The sequence below is a fragment of the Streptomyces roseus genome (assembly GCF_001044425.1).
Lineage (GTDB): Bacteria > Actinomycetota > Actinomycetes > Streptomycetales > Streptomycetaceae > Streptomyces > Streptomyces roseus.
The window spans coordinates 92817-113131 of the sequence record NZ_LFML01000161.1; the positions used below are offsets into that span (position 1 = coordinate 92817).

Here is a 20315-nt window from a genome sequence, read left to right on the forward strand (position 1 = left end):
CCGCCCCCGCCGCTCGTGGCCGTGGCCCGGCAAAGCTCAACCTTTGCGCAACTTTCAGGGGATCGATGGGCCGTGCACCCATCGGCTCCATAGGGTCGTGACCGTGCCTGACATATCAACGACCATGATCATCGTGCTGTGCGTGGCCGCCGCCGCGGCCGGCTGGATCGACGCCGTGGTGGGCGGCGGCGGACTGCTGCTCCTGCCCGCCCTGCTCCTCGGCCTGCCGAACGCCCAGCCCGCCGCCGTGCTCGGCACCAACAAGGCCGTGGCCATCGTCGGCACCGCGGGCGCGGCGGTGACGTACGTGCGCAAGGCGCCGGTGGACGTGAAGCTCGCCGTCCGGATCGGCCTCGCCGCGCTCGCCGGCTCCATGGGCGGCGCCGCGCTGGCCGGCGGGATCAGCAAGGACACCATGCGACCGCTCATCATGGGCGTGCTCGTGGTCGTCGCGGGCATCGTGATCTTCAAGCCGGGCTTCGGCACCGCCCCCTCGGCCGCGCCCGTCAGCCGGCAGCGGGTGCTGCTCGCCATCGGGCTCGCCGGCCTCGGCATCGGATTCTACGACGGTCTCATCGGGCCCGGCACCGGCACCTTCCTGGTGCTCGCCCTGACCGCGCTGCTCCACCTCGACCTGGTGAGGGCCTCCGCGACCGCCAAGATCGTCAACTGCTGCACGAACGCCGGGGCGCTCGCGATGTTCGCGTACCAGGGCATGGTGCTGTGGCAGCTGGCCGCGCTGATGGCGGCGTTCAACCTGGCGGGCGGCATGGTCGGAGCCCGGATGGCGCTGAAGAAGGGCAGCGGGTTCGTGCGCGGCGTGCTGCTGACGGTGGTGGGCGCACTCGTGATCAAGCTCGGTCTGGAGCAGTGGGGCTGACCGGTCGGTGCCGGACAGCCGGACAGCCTCAGCGGACCCCTCAATAGGTGCCGGTGAGGTGGGCGAAGACGACCACGTTGCCCTGGTAGCCGGTGCGGGGCGAGAAACCCCCTCCGCAGGTGATGACCCGGAGCTCGGCGCGCGGTGAGGGCCCGTACACGCGGGAGTCGGGGAAGCGGTCGGCTTCGTACACCTCGACCGCGTGGACGGTGAACACGGCGGTACGCCCGTCCGCGCGCGGCACCTCGATCGAGGCTCCGCGGTGCAGTGCGCCCAGGTGGTAGAAGACGGAGGGGCCGGTCGCGTGGTCGACGTGGCCCACGACGACGGCCGTGCCGACCGCTCCGGGGGTGGTGCCGTCCCGGTACCACCCCGCCAGGTCGCGGCGGGCGGGCGGCGGTACCTCGATGCTCCCGTCGGGGCCGAGGCCCAGCCCGGTCAGCGGCGCGTCGACCCGGATGGAGGGGATCCTGATCCGGCTCGGCGGGGATCCGGGGAGCGGGTCGATACTGCCGGGATAGTGCCCCTGTGTGCCCAGTGCGTCGGCGGGGGAGGGCAGCGGGGGTCCGATCGACTGGCTGGAGCCGCTGCCGACGAGCCAGACGCCGACGCAGGCGGCGAGCGCGACGAGTCCGCCGCGGCCGGCCTGGCCTCTGCCCATGGGTGCCCCCTGGCGGTGAGTTCCGGTCCGTGTTCCGTGTGGCGGGCCTGGCACGGCGTCTCCCCGCGCGGCGGCCCTCCGGTCGGCAGGCCGTCGCCCGCCCCGCGAACGGGGGGACCTCGCGGGGCGGGCGACGGGGGACGGTACCGGTCGGACCGCGGCCGCAGCCGCGGTGGGCGCCCGTCAGCTCCGCGTGCCGCTCGCCCGGCGACGCAGGAGCCAGGTACCGCCCACGGCGGCCGCGGCCAGCACGACCGCTCCCGCCGTGATCTTGGTGGGGTCGACGGTGGTGGTCGTACCGCCACCCACCCCGGTACGGACGTGGCCCTTGGGGCCGCGTTCGGTGACGACGAGATCGCCGGTGGCGTATTTCCCGTCGGCGCAGGTCGCGCCAATGCTGTACGTGCCCGGGCGAATGCCGCGGGCGATTTGGAATTGTCCGATGACCACTTCTTTATGGGTGCCGGGGACCAGCTTGAAACGGCCACCGCCGACCGTGGTGGCATCTCCGTCGGCGTGGCCGCCGACGCCGCAGGCGGTGGTGTTTACGGTGACACTGGCCCCGGGAACGGCGTTTTTCGGCCAGACTTCGAGCTTCGCGAAGTCGCCGGGCGCGAAACCCGCCGTACCGAGCTCCGCGGCGGCGACCGCCCCGGCGACCGGGCCCGTGAACGCGGCGGCGGTGAGCGCGGTGGCGGTGAGCACGTGGGCGGTGCGTCGGCGCATGGAGGCTCCTGGAGACACGGGGTCGTGATCCCGAGCAAACCCGGCCCGGCCGCAACTCGCCTGCTGATGTTTCGTCAGGTCCAGCCGCACCGGTGCCGTTTCCGCAGGTCACGACCTCGAATGCGGCCATCGGGGGGAGTCGCGCCGTCCGGGTGAGGCAGGGCCGGCAGCGTGTTCCGGGCGGCGCGGACGGGCGGGACCGCGCGGACACCGCCGGGCAGTCCCGTCCCGTCCCGGCTCGCGGCTCACGCGGCGGGCAGTGTCACCGTCGCCGCCGCCCCCGCCGGAGCCGGGTTCGACAGCGTCACCCGCGCCCCGATCACCTGCGCCTGACCGAACGCGATCGTCAGGCCCAGCCCCGTCCCCTGCCCCCGCTCGGCCGCGCCCGTCAGGAACCGCTGCGGCCCCTCGCGCAGCAGCTTCACGGGGAAGCCCGGACCGTGGTCCCGTACCGTCACCGCGTTCCCGCAGACCGTCACCGTGACCGGCCCCACGCCATGCCGACGGGCGTTTACCAGCAGGTTCGTCAGGATCCGCTCCAGGCGCCGGACGTCGGTGCGGACCATCTCCGGGCTGTCCGCGCCGAGCACCCGCGCCGTCACCCCCGACCGCTGCGTGATGGCCGCCACCAGCGGGCCGAGCGCGTGCGCCCCGAGCTGCGCCTCCTCCCGGCACGCATCCAGCCGCGCCACCTCCAGCAGGTCCTCGGTAAGCGCCCGCAGCGCCGCGACCCGGTCCCGCACCAGCTCCGTGGGCCGCCCCGCCGGCAGCAGCTCGGCCGCGGTGTGCAGCCCCGTCAGCGGGGTCCGCAGCTCGTGCGCCACGTCCGCCGTGAACCGCTGCTCCGCTTCCAGCCGCTGCTGGAGGCTGGCCGCCATCGTGTCGACCGCCGAGGACAGCTCGGCGACCTCGTTGCGGCTCCCCGGCACGCCGGAGCCCCCGATCCGCGCGTCCAGTTCGCCCTCGCTGATCCGGCGGGCCGTCTCGGCGGCCGTCCGCAGGTCCTTGCTCAGCCGGCTCGCCATCAGCGCGCCGCCGAGCGCCGCGAGCGTCACGACCCCGGCACCCGAGGCCGCCAGCTGCTGGTCCAGCTCGACCAGTTCGGCCTGCTCGGCGGCCAACGACCGGCGGACGGACAGCACGTGGAGCACGTGGTCCCCGCCGACCGGCCGGGCCGCCCACACCGCCGGATCCGGCCCGTCCAGGTCCAGATAGGTGGTGCGCTGACCCGCCAGGGCCGCCCGGCGCAGCGGCCCCGGCAGCTGCGGGCAGTCGATCCGCGCGTCGGCCTCGCCGACCTTGTCCTCGTCCAGCCGCCCGGTCAGCTCGTACACCTGGCGTACGCGGATCAGCTGTGCGAGCGCGCCCTCCCGGGCGCCGTCGCCCACCTGCTGCGCCCGCGCCTGGTGGATCAGTACGCCGATGGTCACGGCGACCAGCGAGCAGCCGACCGCGAGCAGGATCGAGATCTTCCAGCGCAGGCCGAGGGCCCGCAGGAGGTGGCGGCAGCGGACCAGAGCGGGCCTCATTCGCACACCCGGCCGTACGTGTCGGTGCGCTTCGGCTGCGGGGTGGCCAGGTCGCCGGCGCAGCCCGGCACCGACTTGCTGTAGCGCCGCTCGTCGCTGACCACCCGCATCCGCTCGCCGTCCCAGTGGTAGCGGACCGCCTGTTCGGAGCCGTCGGCGGCGGCGGTGCGCAGCAGGAGGTCGCCGCCGATCGTCTCGGCGGCCAGCCGGCGGCCGACGGTGAAGAGGATGGGGACGATCCGGTTCGCTCGGGCGGTGTAGACGGTCAGCGCGGTGCGGCCCGTCTCGGCGTCGGCCGCGACGATCAGGTCCCGGTCCCCGTCGCCGGTGAGGTCGCGGAAGACGGGCGGGCGCATCCCGACCTTGCCGGGCGCGCTGATCCAGCCCTTGTCCGCGAACGCCTTCATCTGCTGGTCGGCGCGTACGACGTCCTGCACGTTCACCGCGGGGAGCCCGCCGGGCCCCACCTCGGGCGCGTTCTCCAACGGCTGCGGCGGGAGCTCCCGGGTGCCGACCGAGGTGCCCGGCCCCGAGACGGACCGGTCGGTCCACAGCGGCCAGAGCGACTCGGGCCGCAGCTGGGCCGATACGGGCGGTGCGGGCTCGCCGGTCCCCAGCCCGCCGGGTGCGGAGCAGCCGCCGACGGCGAGCGCGCAGAGGACGGCGCACAGGAGGGCGGCGGCGAGGGGGCGGGTGGGTCGCGTCATGAGGAGCCAAAGGGGTTCTGAGCCGGGACGGAACGACGGTAGTCCGCGACGGTCACGGGCAACGCGAGGTTGTGTAACAGCGGTGCGTACGGTGGAGGGGCACCGGCAGAATCGGGACCAAAGTCCCGGACCGTGTGCTGTCCGGCGTATCCGAGGGAGGGCCCCGTGACATCAGCCGATCGGCCGCAGCCGCCACACCCGTCGCACTCGCAGCCTCCGCAGCCTCCGCAGCGCCCGTCGCGCCCGTCGCAGGATCCGGCGCCCGCCGAGGCGACCGTCCTGACCGTGCTGACCACGGTCGACTCGGCGGAGGAGGCCGCGGCGCTCGCCCGCACCGCGGTGGAGGAGCGGCTGGCCGCCTGCGCGCAGATCAACGGGCCGGTGACCTCCGTCCACCACTGGCGGGACGCGCTGGAGACCTCGCAGGAGTGGCAGGTCCTGTTCAAGACCACGGAGGCCGCCTACCCGGCCCTGGAGGCCCGGCTGACCGCCGACCACCCGTACGACACACCGGAGATCATCGCCACCCCCGTGGTGCGGGGGAGCGAACGCTACCTGGCATGGGTCGCCGCCGAGGTGAAGGCCGGATGACCGCCGAACTCCCCTTCTTCGTGTACGGGACCCTGCGCCCGGGCGCGGTCAACCACGACCTGTTCCTGCGGGGCCGCACGGCCGCCGAGGAGCCCGCCCGGCTGCCGGACGCCCTCCTGTACGACGGCCCCGGCTACCCGTACGCGGTCCCGCACCCGGGGTCGGAGATCGTCGGCGAGCTGGTCACCGCGGCCCCCGGCGCGTACGGGACGCTGCTGGCCGAACTGGACCGGCTGGAGGAGTACCACGGCCCCGACCGGCCGCTGAACGTCTACGACCGGGTCCGCCGCGACGCGCTGCGCCCCGACGGCACCCGGACCGCCGCCTGGGTCTACCTGGCCGCCCCGCTGCTGGCCCGCAAGCTGCGCGCGTCCGGCACCGAGATACCGGGCGGCGACTGGTTCCGCCGGGGGTGGCCGCGAGGTCAGCGGGCCGACGGCCTGGAGAGGCCCTCGTTGTGGAGGCCCTCGCTGTAGAGGCCTTGTGGTGGAGGCCCCGGCTTCAGAGTCCCTCGGCGCCGCGGTTGCGCAGGCGCTGCCCGTACTGCTGGAGGGTCCAGAGCTCCTCCTGGACCGCCGCGAGCTGCTCCGGCGGGGCCTGGGTGCCCAGGCGCGACATGGTGCCCTGGATCTCGTGGACCCGGCGGTCGACCGCGCGCAGCCGGACCTGGACCAGCTGGACCCCGGCGTACACCTCGTCCACGGTCTTGGCGTGGATGGCCTCGACCGCCAGCTCGGTGACCAGCGCGCGGACCGTGTCGTTCGGCGCGGCGTCGCGGACCCGGGCCAGGTAGTCGTCGGTGCCCAGGGAGGCGCCGCCCGCGGACTGGATGGCCTCGCGGACCGCCGCGTACGGCGGGGCCGTGAACTCGTCGACCCCGTACGCGTCGAAGGCCGGCGAGACCAGGGCCGGCCGCTGGAGCGCCAGCTTGAGCAGCTCGCGCTCGGTGCGGTGCGCGGGGCTGCGCAGGTTCAGCGCGGGTCCGCCGCCCGCGGGGGCGCTCGGCGCGGGAGCCGCCTCGTACGGGGCCGACGGCGAGGGCCGGCCGCGGCCCTGCTGCTGCCCGCCGCCCTGGCCGCCCCGCTCCCGCGCCCAGCGCGCCAGCTGCGCGACCCGCTTGACGACGAACTGCTCGTCGCGGATGCCGAGCATCCCGGCGAGCTGGACCGCCGACTCGTGCTGGATCGCGATGTTCTTGATGTTGGCGACGACCGGGGCCGCCTCGTCCAGCGCGGCCGCCCGGCCCGCCGGGTTCTCCAGGTTGTGGCGGGCCACGATGTGCCGCAGCGCGAACTCGAACAGCGGGGTACGGGCCTCCACCAGCCCCGCCACCGCCGCGTCCCCCTGCGCCAGGCGCAGGTCGCACGGGTCCATGCCGCCGGGGGCGATGGTGATGGAGGTCTCGGCGGCGAACTTCTGGTCGTCCTCGAAGGCGCGGAGCGCGGCCTTCTGGCCGGCCGCGTCCCCGTCGAAGGTGAAGATCACCTCGGCCGTCGCGTTGTCCATCAGCAGGCGGCGCAGGATCTTGATGTGGTCGCCGCCGAAGGCGGTGCCGCAGGTCGCGATCGCGGTGGTGACCCCGGCCATGTGGCAGGCCATCACGTCCGTGTAGCCCTCGACCACCACGGCCCGCGAGGTCTTCGCGATCTCCTTCTTCGCCAGGTCGATGCCGTACAGCACCTGGGACTTCTTGTAGATCGCCGTCTCGGGGGTGTTCAGGTACTTCGGCCCGTTGTCGTCGTCGCGCAGCTTGCGCGCGCCGAAGCCGACCACCTCGCCGCTGATGTCGCGGATCGGCCACATCAGCCGGCCGCGGAAGCGGTCGATGGGCTTGCCGCTGCGGCTGTCCTGGGCCAGGCCGGAGGTGATCAGCTCCTTGTCGCTGAAGCCCTTGCCGCGCAGGAAGCGGGTCAGGTGGTCCCAGCCGGCCGGGCTGTACCCGACGCTGAAGTGCTCGGCCGCCGCCTGGTCGAAGCCGCGCTCCGCGAGGAACCTGCGGCCGATCTCGGCCTCGGCGCTGCCCAGCTGCTCGACGTAGAACTGGGCGGCGGCCTTGTGCGCCTCGACCAGCCGGATGCGCTCGCCACGCCCGCTGGTGCCGGCGGTGTACCCGCCCTCCTCGTACCGGAGGGTGATGCCGGCCTGCCCGGCCAGGCGCTCGACGGCCTCCGAGAAGGAGAGGTGGTCGATCTTCATGATGAAGTCGAGGGTGTCCCCGCCCGCCTGGCAGCCGAAGCAGTGGTAGAGACCCTTGCTGGGGCTGACCTGGAAGGACGGGGACTTCTCGTCGTGGAAGGGACACAGGCCCTTGAGGTTGCCGCCGCCCGCGTTGCGCAGCTGGAGGTAGTCGGAGACCACGGCGTCGATCGGGACCGCGTCCCGTACCGCCTTCACATCGTCGTCGTTGATCCGTCCTGCCACCCGTGAAGTCTACGGCCGGGCGCCCGCAAACCCGTCAGGCCCCCTCCGCCCCCACCAGGGAGTCCAGCGGAATGGACGGGTCCGCCAAGGCCTCGCGGTCGACCGGGGTCTTCGACCGGATCAGGGCCTGGATGTGTTCGGTGACATCCCACACATTCACGTTCATTCCGGCGAGCACCCGCCCGTCCGACAGCCAGAACGCGATGAACTCCCGCTTGGCCACGTCCCCGCGGATCAGCACCTGGTCGTAGCCGCCCGCCGGGGCGTAGCCCGAGTACTCCAGACCCACGTCGTACTGGTCGGAGAAGAAGTACGGCACCCGGTCGTACGAGACCTCCTGGCCCAGCATCGCCCGCGCCGCGGCCGGGCCCCCGTTGAGGGCATTCGCCCAGTGCTCGACCCGCAGCCGGGTCCCGAGCAGCGGGTGGTGCGCGGCGGCCACGTCCCCGACGGCGAACACGTTCGGATCGCTGGTGCGCAGCGAGGCGTCCACCGCGATGCCGCCGCCGTGCTGGCGGTCGACCAGCGCGAGCCCGGAGGTCTCGGCGAGGGCCGTCCGCGGCGCCGCCCCGATCGCCGCGAGCACGGCGTGCGCCGGATGTTCCTCCCCGTCGTCGGTGCGGGCCGCGAGCACCATGCCGTCGTGCCCGACGATCTCGGTGAGCCGCGCCCCGAAGTGGAAGCGGACCCCGTGTTCCGCGTGCAGGTCACCGAAGAGGCGGCCGATCTCCGGGCCGAGCACCGCGTGCAGCGGCGTGGCCAGCGGCTCGACCACGGTGACCTCGGCCCCGTACGCGCGGGCCGCGGCGGCGACCTCCAGGCCGATCCACCCGGCGCCCGCGATCAGCAGGTGGCCGTTGTCCCGGCCGAGGGTGGCCAGTACGCCCTTCAGCCGCTCGGCGTGCGCGAGCCGGCGCAGGTGGTGCACCCCGACCAGGCCCGTGCCCGGGATGTCGAGGCGGCGCGGCTCGGCCCCGGTGGCCAGCAGCAGCTTGTCGTAGTGCAGCGCCGTGCCGTCACCGAGGACGATCTTGCGGGCCTCCCGGTCCAGCTGGACCGCGGGCTGGCCGAGGTGCAGCTCGATGTCGGCCTTCGCGTACCACGACGGCTCGTGGACGAAGACGCTGTCGCGCTCCTCCTTGCCCTGCAGGTACCCCTTGGAGAGCGGGGGCCGTTCGTAGGGATGGTCGCGCTCGTCGCCGACCAGGATCACCCGCCCCGTGAACCCCTCGGACCTCAGCGTCTCCGCCGCTTTGGCCCCGGCGAGCCCTGCGCCGACGATGACGAATGTCCGGTGTGCGTCGACCACCTGATGCCTCCTCATAACCTCTCCGCCACATGCGACCACATGCGAGCGTCCCGCACTGAGCCTGCCGCGTGAAGGGGGAATGGCCCGATCGGCTCACCCGACCGCACGGCGCGCGCGCCGTGTGAGCCGGGCGTGCAGGGAGCGCGCGGAGGCGTCCGTGAGCGCCGCGATCTGGTCGATGACCGCCCGTTTGCGCGCTCTGTCGTCGGGCGCCTCGTCGAAGATCGCCCGGAACTGCGGGTCCAGCCCCTCGGGGGCGCGGGCGCTGAGGGCCTCGGCGAGTTCGGCCAGGACGATGCGCTGGTCGGCGCGGAGCCGCTCCTGCTCGTCGCGCTGCATCACGTACAGGTCGGCCACCGCCTTGAGGACCGCGCACTCGTTGCGCGCCTCGCGCGGGACGACCAGCTCCGCCGCGTACCGGGTCAGCCGGCCGGAGCCGTACGCCTCGCGGGTGGCGCCCTCGGCGGCCAGGCAGAACCGGCCGATCAGCTGGCTGGTGGCGTCCTTGAGGCGGGCCTGGGCCACGGCCGAACCGTCGTACCCGTGGGGCCACCACTCCTGCTCCATCAGCCGGTCGAGGGCCTCGCGCAGCTCCTCGGGCCCGGTGTCGGCCGGCACGTACCGGCCGATCGCGACCTGCCAGATGGCCGTGCGCTCGGGCTCGGCGAAGAGGAGGTTCGGGTCGAGGTGCCCGGCGTGCAGTCCGTCCTCGAAGTCGTGGACGGAGTAGGCCACGTCGTCCGACCAGTCCATCACCTGCGCCTCGAAGCACTTGCGGTCCGCGGGCGCGCCGCGCCGCAGCCACTCGAAGACCGGCAGGTCGTCCTCGTACGCGCCGAACTTGACCGAGTCGGGATCGGTGGGGTGGCCGCCGCGGGCCCAGGGGTACTTCGTGGCGGCGTCCAGACAGGCCCGGGTGAGGTTGAGGCCGACGCTGACGAGCTCGCCGGTGGCCGGGTCGGGCACGAACCGCTTCGGCTCCAGGCGGGTCAGCAGGCGCAGCGACTGGGCGTTGCCCTCGAAGCCGCCGCAGTCCTTGGCGAACTCGTTCAGCGCCTCCTCGCCGTTGTGGCCGAAGGGCGGGTGGCCCATGTCGTGCGAGAGGCAGGCGGCCTCGACCAGGTCGGGATCGCAGCCGAGGGCCGCGCCGAGCTCGCGGCCGACCTGGGCGCACTCCAGGGAGTGCGTCAGCCGGGTCCGGGGGCTGGCGTCCCAGTCGTACGAGCGGCTGCCGGGGGTGACCACCTGGGTCTTCCCGGCGAGGCGGCGCAGCGCGGCGGAGTGCAGTACGCGGGCCCGGTCGCGCTGGAAGGCGGTCCGGCCGGGCCGTTTGTCGGGCTCGGCGGCCCAGCGCTCGGTGTCGGACGCGTCGTACGGGGCGCCGGGGGCGTCCGGGTCGGGGTGCGGGGCGGGTGCGGTACCGGTGCGTTCCATGCCTTCCATGCTCAGACGGTAACCGGGAACACCGACAATGCGATCAATCTGAGCAATTCGCGCGGGCGGGGTCTTACGCCGTGGCCGGTTCGAGGGCGGTCGCGGAGAGCGGGGAGAGCGGGGAGGGCGGGGAGGGCGGGGAGGGCGGGGAGGTGCGCTGCCGGGCCAGCGCCTCGTCGTAGCGCCGCAGTACCAGGCGGGCCAGGGCCGGGTGGTCGCCGAGCGGCGCGGACGCGGGGCCGGGCGCGGACGCGGCGCACTGGGCGGCGAAGCGGCCGGGGGCGGTGAAGTACGAGGCCACCGCGATCCGGTGGTGGCCGCGGGCGGCGAGGGCGCGGACGGCGTCGGGGACGGTGGGGACGGCGGCGGAGGCGTAGGCCGGTACGACGGGTGCGCCGCCGAGGCGTTCGGAGAGCAGGACGGCGGTGCGGCGGGTGTCGGCCGCCGCTTCGGGGTCGCGGGAGCCGGCGGCGGCGAGGACGACGGCGGTGCCGGCCCCGGGGACCCAGCCGGCCTCCAGGAGTCGCTCGTACAGGGCCTCCACCAACAGCGGGTGCGGGCCGAGCGGGGCGGCGACGCGGGTGTCGAGGTGGGTGGCGCGGGCGGCGGCCGCGGGGAGGTCGCGCTTGACGTGGTGGCCGCGGCCGAGGAGCAGCGGCACGAGGACGGCCGCGCCGGTCGCCTCCCGGAGGGCCTCGCCGAGCAGCGGCCGGTTCAGCTCGATGTGGCCGAGCCGGACGTCGAGGCGGGGGCGGAGCTCGCGGATCCGGTCGAGGAGGGCCGAGGCGGCGGGGAGGGCACGGGGGTCGCGGCTGCCGTGGGCGACGGCGACGAGGGTGGGACGCATGAGGGGGCTCCGTCGGACCGGCCCCCCGCCGGGCACCAGGGGCGCAGACCGCTGAGCTGTGTGCCGAGTTGGGCGGTGATCCGGGTCAGCAGCTCCGTGGCGGTGGCGGGGGGAAGAGGGAGGGACAGGGACTCGGGAGGGTGCACCAGCTCCGTCATGCACCGATCCTGCGGGCCGCAGATGTCGGTGGCGTTGCGCAGGGGTGACGGGTCTTTACCGGCGGCTCACCCGCTCATTCGTACGAGTGAAAGGCGGGGGCCGGGGAACTGTGACCCGGGCGTAGATCGTCAATGTGTGCGAACGAGGTGTGGCGCAACGGGGGGATCGACATGAAGCGGATGTGGGGGCCGGCCGGAGAGCGGAAGCCGGAGGGGGAGCGGAAGCCGGCGGGTCGGCGAAAGCCGGCGGGGGAGCGGAAGCCGTCGCCGGGCTGGATGAGGACGGTGGCGGGGCGGCGGCGGGCCGTCCGGGCGGTGGTGGCCGCGTGCGTGCTGTTCCTGCTGCCCTCGGCCTGGACGCACGCGGCGGCCGCGGACCGGTTGCGGAGCACGGCCGACGCTCCGGCCGCCGAGGTGGCGATGGTCTTCGGGGCGGGGCTGTGGAACGGCCGGCCGACCCCGTACCTGGCCCGACGGCTCGACGCGGCGGTGGAGCTGTACCGCACGGGCAAGGTCAAAGTCGTGCTCGTCACCGGGGACAACGGCCGCACCGAGTACGACGAGCCCGACGCGATGCGGACGTACCTGACGGCGCACGGGGTGCCGGACGAGCGCGTCGTCAGCGACTACGCCGGGTTCGACACGTGGGACTCCTGCATCCGGGCCAAGGAGATCTTCGGGGTGGAGCGGGCCGTGCTGATCAGCCAGGGCTTCCACATACGCCGGGCCGTCGCGCTGTGCGGCGCGGCGGGGCTGGATGCGTACGGCGTCGGGGTGGACGACGAGCACGACGCGACCTGGTACTACGGCGGCACGCGGGAGGTGTTCGCGGCGGGCAAGGCCGCTCTGGACGCGGCCTTCAAGCCGGATCCGCGCTTCCTGGGGCCGAAGGAGCAGGGGGTGTCGCGGGTCCTGGCCGCTCTGGCAGACTGACGCACCGTCGGCCGGGTATGCCGATTAGTCATATGGCTTCGTCAGGGGTGTGGACCATGGCTGTGGTGGATCTGACCGGCAAGACCGTCGTCATCACCGGGGGAGCGCGCGGGCTGGGCGCGGCGGCCGCGCGGGCCGTCGTGGACGGGGGCGGCAGCGTGCTCATCACCGACGTGCTGGAGGCGGAGGGCGCCTCGACGGCCGAGAAGCTGGGCGGCGCGGCGCGGTTCCTGCGGCACGACGTCACGAGCGAGGCCGACTGGCAGGCCGCCCTCGACCACGCAGTGGCCGAGTTCGGGCGGATCGACGGCCTGGTGAACAACGCCGGCATAGCCACCGGGCAGCTCCTGGAGCACGAGAGCGTCGAGCACTTCCGGCAGGTCGTCGAGATCAACCTGGTCGGCACCTTCATCGGCATCAAGACCGCGATACCGCTGCTGCGGGCGAGCGGCGGCGGCTCCATCGTCAACATCTCCTCGGCGGCCGGGCTCATGGGCCTGGCGCTCACCGCCGGGTACGGAGCCTCCAAGTGGGGCGTGCGCGGCCTGTCGAAGATCGGCGCGGTCGAGCTCGCCGAGGCGGGGATCCGCGTCAACTCGGTGCACCCGGGCATGACGCTGACCCCGATGACCGCTCCGATCGGCATCCGGGCCGGCGAGGGCGGGTTCCCCGGCGCCCCGCTGGGCCGCGTCGGTGCCCCGGAGGAGACGGCCGCGGCCGTCGCCTTCCTCCTCTCCGACGCCGCCGCGTACATGACGGGCGCCGAGCTGGCCGTGGACGGCGGCTGGACGGCGGGCCCGCCGATACCGAACCCCGGCGTGCGGTAGCGCCGGTCCTCACCGGGCGGCGGCGGCCGCGCTGAGGCGCCCGTACGGGAGGCGTAACCGGAGGCGGCCGCCTGCGTAACACCGGCGGCGCAGGCTGGGCCGTATGCGCACCCCGGATTCCGCCACCGCCACGCACTGCCCGTACTGCGCGCTGCAGTGCGGGATGAATCTCCGCCCCCTGCCGGGTGGCGCGGGCGTGGTGGTGGAGGAGCGGGCCGATTTCCCCGTGAACCGGGGGGCGCTGTGCGGCAAGGGGCGGACCGCCCCCGCCGTGCTCTCCTCCCGGGTGCGCCTGACCGGGCCGCTCGTCCGCACCCACGCCACCGGACGGCTGGAGCCGGCCACCTGGGAGGAGGCGCTCGACGCCGTGGCCGAGGGCCTCGCCCGCACGGGCCGTACGCACGGACCCGACGCGGTCGGGGTGTTCGGGGGCGGCGGGCTGACCAACGAAAAGGCCTACGCGCTCGGCAAGTTCGCCCGGGTCGCCCTGCGCACCTCGCAGATCGACTACAACGGCCGCTTCTGCATGTCCTCGGCCGCCGCCGCCCACCAGCGGGCCTTCGGCCTGGACCGCGGACTGCCCTTCCCCCTGGAAGACGTCCCGCGGACCGGCTGCGTCATCCTCGTCGGCTCCAACCCCGCCGAGACCATGCCCCCCGCCCTGCGTTACTTCACCGAACTCCAGGCGAACGGCGGCACGCTGATCGTCGTCGACCCGCGCCGCACCCGCACCGCCGACCAGGCCGACCTGCACCTGGCACCCCGCCCCGGCACGGACCTCGCCCTGGCCTTGGGCCTGCTGCACCTGGTCGTCGCCGAGGGGCGCACCGACGAGGAGTTCATCGCCGGACGCACCACCGGCTGGCCGCAGGCCCGCGCCGCGGCCATGGCGCACTGGCCGGAGCTGGTGGAGCGGATCACCGGCGTGCCCGTCCCCAAACTTCGCGAGGCGGTCGCCCTGTTCTGTGACCCGGCCTCCGCGATGGTGCTGACCGCCCGGGGGCCCGAGCAGCAGTCCAAGGGCACCGACACCGTCGGCGCGTGGATCAACCTCTGCCTGGCCACCGGCCGCGCCGGCCGCCCGCTGTCCGGGTACGGCTGCCTCACCGGCCAGGGCAACGGCCAAGGCGGCCGCGAGCACGGCCAGAAGGCCGACCAGCTCCCCGGCTACCGCAAGCTCACCGACCCGGCCGCGCGGGCGCACGTGGCCGAGGTCTGGGGGGTCGACCCCGAGAGCCTGCCCGGCCCCGGCCGCAGTGCCTACGAACTCCTCGACGCCCTCGGCACGGAGGTGAAGGCCCTGCTCCTCATGGGGTCCAACCCGGTGGTCTCGGCCCCCCGCGCCGCCCACGTCGAAGAGCGCATCCGCTCCCTGGACTTCCTGGCCGTGGCGGACGTGGTCCTCTCCGAGACGGCCGCCCTCGCCGACGTGGTCCTACCGGTCACCCAGTGGGCGGAGGAGACCGGCACCACCACCAGCCTCGAAGGCCGCGTCCTGCTGCGCCGCCGGGCCCTGACCCCGCCCCCGGGTGTCCGTACCGACCTGGACGTCCTGCACGACCTGGCCACCCGCCTCGGCACCGGGAAGGGCTTCCCGACCGACCCCGAGGAAGTCTTCGAGGAGCTCCGCCGCGCCTCCGCCGGCGGCCCGGCGGACTACTCGGGCATCTCCTACGCCCGCATCGAAGCCGAGAACGGCGTCTTCTGGCCCTGCCCGGACGAGGACCACGCCGGTACCCCGCGCCTGTTCCTGGACCGCTTCGCCACCGAGGACGGCCGGGCCCGCTTCGCACCCGTCACCCACCGCGAGGCCGGCGAGGTCCCCGACGCCGAGTACCCGCTGCTGCTCACCACCGGCCGCGTCGTCGCCCAGTACCAGTCGGGCGCCCAGACCCGCCGCGTGGACGAGCTCAACGCGGCCGCCCCCGGCCCCTTCGTGGAGCTCCACCCGCGCCTGGCGACCCGTATCGGCGCGGTCGAGGGGGCCCCGCTCGCGGTCGTCTCCCGCCGCGGCCGCGCCGTGGCACCGGCGCGCATCACGGACACGATCCGCGCGGACACGGTCTTCATGCCCTTCCACTGGCCGGGCGAGGGCCGCGCCAACACCCTGACCAACCCGGCCCTCGACCCGGTCTCCCGGATGCCGGAGTTCAAGGTGTGCGCGGTCCGCGTGGAGCCGGCCTGAGCGCCGGTCACGTCCCGCCGCCGTACACCGGCACGAGCGCCCCCAGGCCCAGGGTTCCGGGGGCGTTCGCGCGGCGCCGGGCTTCTCGGACATGTGTCCGGTCCGCATCGGGATTACCGGCGACGGGTAACCATCCGGTCACGCACCGGACTCAGAAAGTGCTCGCACGCCCCTCGTGGCAGCGATGTGCCGTACCCCACACTGAGGTCCGGTGCCCCCGTCCTCGGAGCCCTGGAGGTCGCCCCCGTGCAGACCCGGATCCTGACCGTCAACGCGAGCCCGCCCGTCCACGACACCGAGGCCACCACGCGTGAGGAGCCCGAGGTGGAGGCCGTGGACGAGGAGCCCGAAGAGCCCGAGGTACTGGAGCTCATCGAGCAGGTGCCCGAGCCGCGGCGGCGCGCCGACACCGGCGGAGCCGGCCCCTCCGCCGACCTGTTCCGCCAGTACCTGCGCGAGATAGGCAGGATCCCGCTGCTCTCCGCCGCCGAGGAGGTCGAACTCGCGCGACGCGTCGAAGCCGGCCTGTTCGCCGAGGAGAAGCTGGGCAACAGCCCCGACCTCGACCTGGGCCTCGCCCTCGACCTCGACAAGCTGGTCGTGATGGGCCGGATGGCCAAGAGGCGCCTCATCGAGTCGAACCTGCGGCTCGTCGTCTCCGTCGCCAAGCGCTACGTGGGCCGCGGGCTCACCATGCTCGACCTGGTCCAGGAGGGGAACCTCGGACTGATCCGGGCCGTTGAGAAATTCGACTACGCCCGCGGCTACAAGTTCTCGACCTACGCCACCTGGTGGATCCGGCAGGCGATGTCGCGCGCCCTCGCCGACCAGGCACGCACCATCCGCGTGCCCGTCCACGTCGTGGAGCTGATCAACCGCGTCGTGCGCGTCCAGCGCCGCATGCTCCAGGAGCGCGGGTACGAGCCCACCGCCGAGGAAGTCGCCGTCCACCTGGAGCTGACCCCCGAGCGGGTCCTGGAAGTGCTGCGCCTCGCCCAGGAACCGGTCTCGCTCCACGCGCCGGTCGGCGAGGAGGACGACGTGGCCCTCGGCGATCTGATCGAGGACGGGGACGCCGCCTCGCCCATGGAGTCCGCCGCCTTCTTCCTGCTCCGCGAGCACCTGGAAGCGGTGCTCTCCACCCTCGGCGAGCGCGAGCGCAAGGTCGTGCAGCTGCGCTACGGCCTGGCCGACGGCCGGCCCCGCACCCTGGAGGAGATAGGGCGGATCTTCGGCGTGACCCGCGAACGCATCCGCCAGATCGAGTCCAAGACGCTCAACAAGCTTCGCGACCACGCCTTCGCCGACCAGCTCCGCGGCTACCTGGACTGAGTACGCAGACGGACACGGAGAAGGGGTGCCCCCTCCGGAGGGCACCCCACACCGAACCGCGACCCCGGCGCTAGTCGACCTCGGCCACCGCCTGCGCGAACTGCGCGGCGTACAGGCGCGCGTACGCACCCTCCGCGTCCAGCAGTTCCCCGTGGGTGCCCTGCTCCACGATCGCGCCGTTCTCCATCACCAGGATCACGTCGGCGTCGCGGATCGTGGACAGCCGGTGCGCGATCACGAAGGACGTACGGCCGTGCGCGAGGCGGGCCATCGCCTTCTGGATCAGCACCTCGGTACGGGTGTCCACCGAGCTCGTCGCCTCGTCGAGCACCAGGATCACCGGATCCGAGAGGAACGCCCGGGCGATGGTGATCAGCTGCTTCTCGCCGGCGCTCACGCCCGCGCCCTCGTCGTCCAGCACGGTGTCGTAGCCGTCCGGCAGGGTGCGGATGAACCGGTCCGCGTGGGCGGCCCGCGCCGCCTCCTCGATCTCGGCGCGCGTGACCTCGCGCGCCGCGCCGTAGGCGATGTTCTCGGCGATGGTCCCGCCGAACAGCCAGGTGTCCTGGAGCACCATGCCGATGGCCCCGCGCAGTTCCTCGCGGGTCATCTTGGCGATGTCCACGCCGTCCAGGGCGATCTCGCCGCCCGTGACCTCGTAGAACCGCATCAGCAGGTTCACCAGCGTGGTCTTGCCGGCGCCCGTCGGGCCGACGATCGCGACCGTGTGGCCGGGCTCCACCGTCAGCGACAGGTTCTCGATCAGCGGCTTGTCCGGCTCGTAGCGGAAGGCCACCTTGTCGAGGGTGACCTGGCCGCGGATCTGCTCCGGACGCTCCGGAACCTCCGCGTCCGGCTCCTGCTCCTGCGCGTCGAGCAGCTCGTACACCCGCTCCGCCGAGGCCACCCCGGACTGCACCAGGTTCGCCATCGAGGCGACCTGCGTCAGCGGCATCGAGAACTGGCGCGAGTACTGGATGAACGCCTGCACGTCACCGATCGACAGGGAGCCCGAGGCCACCCGCAGACCGCCGACGACCGCCACCAGCACGTAGTTGATGTTCGAGATGAAGAACATCACCGGCTGCATGATCCCGCTGACCAGCTGCGCCTTGAACGAGGCCCGGTACAGCGCCTCGTTCTGCTCGGCGAAGACCGCCGCGGACTCCTTCTGCCGGCCGAACACCTTGACCAGCGTGTGGCCCGAGTACATCTCCTCGATGTGCGCGTTCAGCGCGCCCGTCGACTTCCACTGCGCCACGAACTGCGGCTGCGACTTCTTGCCGATCTTCGCCGCGACGAACACCGAGACCGGGATCGTCACCAGCGCGACCAGCGCCAGCAGCGGGGAGATCCAGAACATCATCGCCAGTACGCCGACGATCGTCAGCAGCGAGTTGAGCAGCTGCCCCATCGTCTGCTGGAGCGTCTGCCCGATGTTGTCTATGTCGTTCGTGGCCCGGCTCAGCACCTCACCGCGCTTCTGCCGGTCGAAGTACGACAGCGGCAGCCGCGAGAGCTTCCCCTGGAGCTCCTCGCGCAGCCGGTACACGGTGCCGTTCATGATGTGGTTCGACAGCCTCGTCGCGACCAGCATCAGCAGACCGGCGAGGGTGAAGACCACCAGCGCCCAGATCGCCACGACCCCGACCGCACCGAAGTCGATGCCCTCGCCGGGGGTGAAGTCGGTGCCGGACAGCATGTCCGCCATCCCGCCCTCGCCCTTGGCGCGCAGCCCGTCCAGGGCCTGCTCCTTGGTGATCCCGGCCGGCATCTGGCGGCCGATGATCCCCGCGAACACCAGGTCGGTGGCCTGGCCGAGGATCTTCGGACCGACGACCGAGCAGCCGACGCTGCCGACGACGGCGGCGACCATGCCCCAGAGCCTGCCCCGGTCCTGCGCGATCTGGCCCAGCAGCCGCTTGCCCGATCCCTTGAAGTCCATGGACCGCTCGGCCGGCCCCATCATCATCCGTCCTCCGGGCCCGCTCATGCGGCCTCCGCCTCCGTCAGCTGGGAGAGCACGATCTCCCGGTAGGTCTCGTTGTCGGCCATCAGCTCGTGGTGGCGTCCCTCGCCCACGACCTGGCCCTCGTCCAGCACGATGATCCGGTCGGCGTCGCGGATCGTGGAGACCCGCTGCGCGACGATGACCACCGTCGCCTCCTCCGTCTCACGGGAGAGCGCCGAGCGCAGTGCCGCGTCCGTCGCGTAGTCGAGGGCCGAGAAGGAGTCGTCGAACAGGTAGATCTCCGGGCGCTGCACCAGCGTGCGGGCGATGGCCAGGCGTTGGCGCTGGCCACCGGAGACATTGGTGCCGCCCTGGGTGATGGGCGCGTCCAAACCGCCCTCCAGCTCGGAGACGAAGCCCTTGGCCTGCGCCACCTCCAGCGCGTGCCACAGCTCCTCGTCGGTGGCGTCGGGGCGCCCGTACCGCAGGTTGGAGGCGACGGTTCCGGAGAAGAGGTACGGCTTCTGCGGCACCATGCCGACCGTCTTGGCCAACAGCTCCGGATCGAGGCGGCGTACGTCCTCACCGTCGACCAGCACATCGCCGCCGGTCGCGTCGAACAGCCGCGGGACCAGGCCCAGCAGCGTGGACTTGCCGCTGCCCGTGGAGCCGATGACCGCGGTGGTCTCGCCGGGGCGGGCCACCAGGTCCACCCCGCGCAGCACCGGCGCCTCGGCGCCCGGGTAGCGGAAGTCGGCGCCGCGCAGCTCCAGGCGGCCGCGGGCGAGCAGCTTGCGTACGGGGTCCACGGGCGGGACCACGCTGGACTCGGTGTCCAGGACCTCCTGGACGCGCTCGGCGCAGACCTCGGCGCGCGGCACCATCATGAACATGAAGGTGGCCATCATCACGGACATGACGATCTGCATCAGGTAGGCGAGGAAGGCCGTCAGCTGGCCGATCTCCATGCCGCCGCTGTCGATGCGCATCGCGCCGAACCAGATGACGGCGACGCTGGAGATGTTCACGACCACGATGACGGTGGGGAACATCAGCGCGAGCAGCTTGCCGGCCGCGAGGGAGACCCCGGTCAGGTCGGCGTTGGCCTCCCGGAACCGGTCCTTCTCGTAGTCGTCGCGGATGAAGGCGCGGATCACGCGGTTGCCGGTGATCTGCTCGCGCAGCACGCGGTTCACGGTGTCCAGACGGACCTGCATCTTCCGGAACAGCGGCCGCGTCCTGAACACGATCGTGCCGACCGACAGACCGAGGACGGGGACCACGGCCAGCAGCACGCCCGACAGCTTCACGTCGAGCGAGAGCGCCATGCCGATGCCGCCGATGCACATGATCGGCGCAGAGACCATCAGCGTGAAGGTCATCAGGACCAGCATCTGGATCTGCTGCACGTCGTTCGTCGTGCGCGTGATCAGGGAGGGGGCGCCGAACTGGCCGAGCTCGCGCGCGGAGAAGCTCTGCACCCGGTCGAAGACCGAGGCGCGGATGTCGCGGCCGACGGCGGCGGCGGTACGGGCGCCGAAGTAGACGGCCCCGCAGTTGCACACCAGCTGGACGAGGGAGACGCCGAGCATCAGGGCGCCGAAGCGCAGGATGTAGCCGGTGTCGCCGCTGACGACACCGTTGTCGATGATGTCGGCGTTCAGCGTGGGCAGGTAGAGGCTCGCACTGGTCTGCAGCAGTTGCAGCAGGACCAGCAGGGCGATCGGTTTCCGGTACGGACCCAGATGGGTCCGCAGAAGTCGTATGAGCACGCGCAGGCTCCGGTCGGCAAGATCGAGGGGGTTCACTCCATCTTCGGCCACC

At 73.1% G+C, this 20315-nt stretch carries 17 protein-coding genes; 7 read left to right on the forward strand and 10 right to left on the reverse strand.

Annotated features, from left to right (window positions below):
- Nucleotides 1–103: 103 nt before the first annotated feature.
- A complete protein-coding gene (locus ACS04_RS33510) occupies nucleotides 104–880 on the forward strand; it encodes a sulfite exporter TauE/SafE family protein (protein ID WP_048480708.1) in 777 nt (258 codons plus the stop codon).
- Nucleotides 881–920: 40 nt separating this feature from the next.
- On the opposite strand, the gene ACS04_RS33515 is transcribed toward ACS04_RS33510, so the two are convergent.
- The 4 genes from ACS04_RS33515 to ACS04_RS33530 all read right to left on the reverse strand — a co-directional run bounded on the left by ACS04_RS33515 (nucleotide 921) and on the right by ACS04_RS33530 (nucleotide 4503).
- Complete coding sequence (locus ACS04_RS33515) at nucleotides 921–1541, reverse strand: class F sortase (RefSeq protein WP_048480636.1); 621 nt, start codon at nucleotides 1539–1541, stop codon at nucleotides 921–923.
- A 183-nt stretch (nucleotides 1542–1724) separates the two neighbouring features.
- Entirely contained in the window at nucleotides 1725–2267 is a 543-nt protein-coding gene (locus ACS04_RS33520) for a hypothetical protein (RefSeq protein WP_048480637.1), read from the reverse strand.
- A gap of 245 nt (nucleotides 2268–2512) precedes the next feature.
- Nucleotides 2513–3796, reverse strand: a complete 1284-nt coding sequence (locus tag ACS04_RS33525) for a sensor histidine kinase (RefSeq protein ID WP_048480638.1) — start codon at nucleotides 3794–3796, stop codon at nucleotides 2513–2515.
- Nucleotides 3793–4503: a hypothetical protein gene (locus ACS04_RS33530; protein WP_048480639.1), complete on the reverse strand. Its 711-nt coding sequence runs from the start codon at nucleotides 4501–4503 to the stop codon at nucleotides 3793–3795. Before ACS04_RS33530 ends, ACS04_RS33525 begins: the two co-directional genes overlap by 4 nt.
- 285 nt (nucleotides 4504–4788) lie before the next feature.
- On the opposite strand from ACS04_RS33530, the gene cutA reads away from it, so the two are divergent.
- Nucleotides 4789–5094: a divalent-cation tolerance protein CutA gene (gene cutA / locus ACS04_RS33535; RefSeq protein WP_398023468.1), complete on the forward strand. Its 306-nt coding sequence runs from the start codon at nucleotides 4789–4791 to the stop codon at nucleotides 5092–5094.
- Complete coding sequence (locus ACS04_RS33540) at nucleotides 5091–5570, forward strand: gamma-glutamylcyclotransferase family protein (protein WP_048480640.1); 480 nt, start codon at nucleotides 5091–5093, stop codon at nucleotides 5568–5570. The genes cutA and ACS04_RS33540 overlap by 4 nt, the downstream gene beginning before the upstream one ends.
- Before the next feature lie 25 nt (nucleotides 5571–5595).
- On the opposite strand, the gene dnaG is transcribed toward ACS04_RS33540, so the two are convergent.
- From dnaG to ACS04_RS33560, 4 genes are all read right to left on the reverse strand, one after another.
- Nucleotides 5596–7515, reverse strand: a complete 1920-nt coding sequence (dnaG, locus tag ACS04_RS33545) for a DNA primase (RefSeq protein WP_048480641.1) — start codon at nucleotides 7513–7515, stop codon at nucleotides 5596–5598.
- Nucleotides 7516–7549: 34 nt separating this feature from the next.
- Nucleotides 7550–8824 carry an NAD(P)/FAD-dependent oxidoreductase gene (locus ACS04_RS33550; protein ID WP_048480642.1) on the reverse strand — a complete coding sequence of 425 codons (1275 nt, stop codon included), beginning with the start codon at nucleotides 8822–8824 and terminating at the stop codon, nucleotides 7550–7552.
- A 93-nt stretch (nucleotides 8825–8917) separates the two neighbouring features.
- A complete protein-coding gene (locus ACS04_RS33555) occupies nucleotides 8918–10258 on the reverse strand; it encodes a deoxyguanosinetriphosphate triphosphohydrolase (protein ID WP_048480643.1) in 1341 nt (446 codons plus the stop codon).
- A gap of 73 nt (nucleotides 10259–10331) precedes the next feature.
- Nucleotides 10332–11105: a sirohydrochlorin chelatase gene (locus tag ACS04_RS33560; RefSeq protein WP_048480644.1), complete on the reverse strand. Its 774-nt coding sequence runs from the start codon at nucleotides 11103–11105 to the stop codon at nucleotides 10332–10334.
- Nucleotides 11106–11539: 434 nt separating this feature from the next.
- On the opposite strand from ACS04_RS33560, the gene ACS04_RS33565 reads away from it, so the two are divergent.
- The 4 genes from ACS04_RS33565 to ACS04_RS33580 all read left to right on the forward strand — a co-directional run bounded on the left by ACS04_RS33565 (nucleotide 11540) and on the right by ACS04_RS33580 (nucleotide 16540).
- Entirely contained in the window at nucleotides 11540–12196 is a 657-nt protein-coding gene (locus ACS04_RS33565; RefSeq protein WP_048480710.1) for a SanA/YdcF family protein, read from the forward strand.
- A gap of 62 nt (nucleotides 12197–12258) precedes the next feature.
- Nucleotides 12259–13023: an SDR family oxidoreductase gene (locus ACS04_RS33570; RefSeq protein ID WP_048480645.1), complete on the forward strand. Its 765-nt coding sequence runs from the start codon at nucleotides 12259–12261 to the stop codon at nucleotides 13021–13023.
- 103 nt (nucleotides 13024–13126) lie between these two features.
- A complete protein-coding gene (locus tag ACS04_RS33575) occupies nucleotides 13127–15208 on the forward strand; it encodes a molybdopterin oxidoreductase family protein (protein WP_048480646.1) in 2082 nt (693 codons plus the stop codon).
- Between the two features lie 186 nt (nucleotides 15209–15394).
- Nucleotides 15395–16540: an RNA polymerase sigma factor gene (locus ACS04_RS33580; protein ID WP_245236682.1), complete on the forward strand. Its 1146-nt coding sequence runs from the start codon at nucleotides 15395–15397 to the stop codon at nucleotides 16538–16540.
- A gap of 70 nt (nucleotides 16541–16610) precedes the next feature.
- Here the strand turns inward: ACS04_RS33580 and ACS04_RS33585 are convergent, their stop codons facing one another.
- Together ACS04_RS33585 and ACS04_RS33590 are read right to left on the reverse strand one after the other, a co-directional pair.
- A complete protein-coding gene (locus ACS04_RS33585; RefSeq protein ID WP_048480648.1) occupies nucleotides 16611–18533 on the reverse strand; it encodes an ABC transporter ATP-binding protein in 1923 nt (640 codons plus the stop codon).
- Nucleotides 18530–20263: an ABC transporter ATP-binding protein gene (locus ACS04_RS33590; protein ID WP_048480711.1), complete on the reverse strand. Its 1734-nt coding sequence runs from the start codon at nucleotides 20261–20263 to the stop codon at nucleotides 18530–18532. Before ACS04_RS33590 ends, ACS04_RS33585 begins: the two co-directional genes overlap by 4 nt.
- Nucleotides 20264–20315: the final 52 nt, after the last annotated feature.

Bases quoted from the DNA above. Each gene is read 5' to 3' on its own strand.
- ACS04_RS33515 (WP_048480636.1), bottom strand. From the start codon at position 1,541: ATGGGCAGAGGCCAGGCCGGCCGCGGCGGACTCGTCGCGCTCGCCGCC.
- ACS04_RS33520 (WP_048480637.1), bottom strand. From the start codon at position 2,267: ATGCGCCGACGCACCGCCCACGTGCTCACCGCCACCGCGCTCACCGCC.
- ACS04_RS33525 (WP_048480638.1), bottom strand. From the start codon at position 3,796: ATGAGGCCCGCTCTGGTCCGCTGCCGCCACCTCCTGCGGGCCCTCGGC.
- ACS04_RS33530 (WP_048480639.1), bottom strand. From the start codon at position 4,503: ATGACGCGACCCACCCGCCCCCTCGCCGCCGCCCTCCTGTGCGCCGTC.
- ACS04_RS33540 (WP_048480640.1), top strand. From the start codon at position 5,091: ATGACCGCCGAACTCCCCTTCTTCGTGTACGGGACCCTGCGCCCGGGC.
- ACS04_RS33555 (WP_048480643.1), bottom strand. From the start codon at position 10,258: ATGGAACGCACCGGTACCGCACCCGCCCCGCACCCCGACCCGGACGCC.
- ACS04_RS33560 (WP_048480644.1), bottom strand. From the start codon at position 11,105: ATGCGTCCCACCCTCGTCGCCGTCGCCCACGGCAGCCGCGACCCCCGT.
- ACS04_RS33565 (WP_048480710.1), top strand. From the start codon at position 11,540: ATGAGGACGGTGGCGGGGCGGCGGCGGGCCGTCCGGGCGGTGGTGGCC.
- ACS04_RS33575 (WP_048480646.1), top strand. From the start codon at position 13,127: ATGCGCACCCCGGATTCCGCCACCGCCACGCACTGCCCGTACTGCGCG.
- ACS04_RS33585 (WP_048480648.1), bottom strand. From the start codon at position 18,533: ATGAGCGGGCCCGGAGGACGGATGATGATGGGGCCGGCCGAGCGGTCC.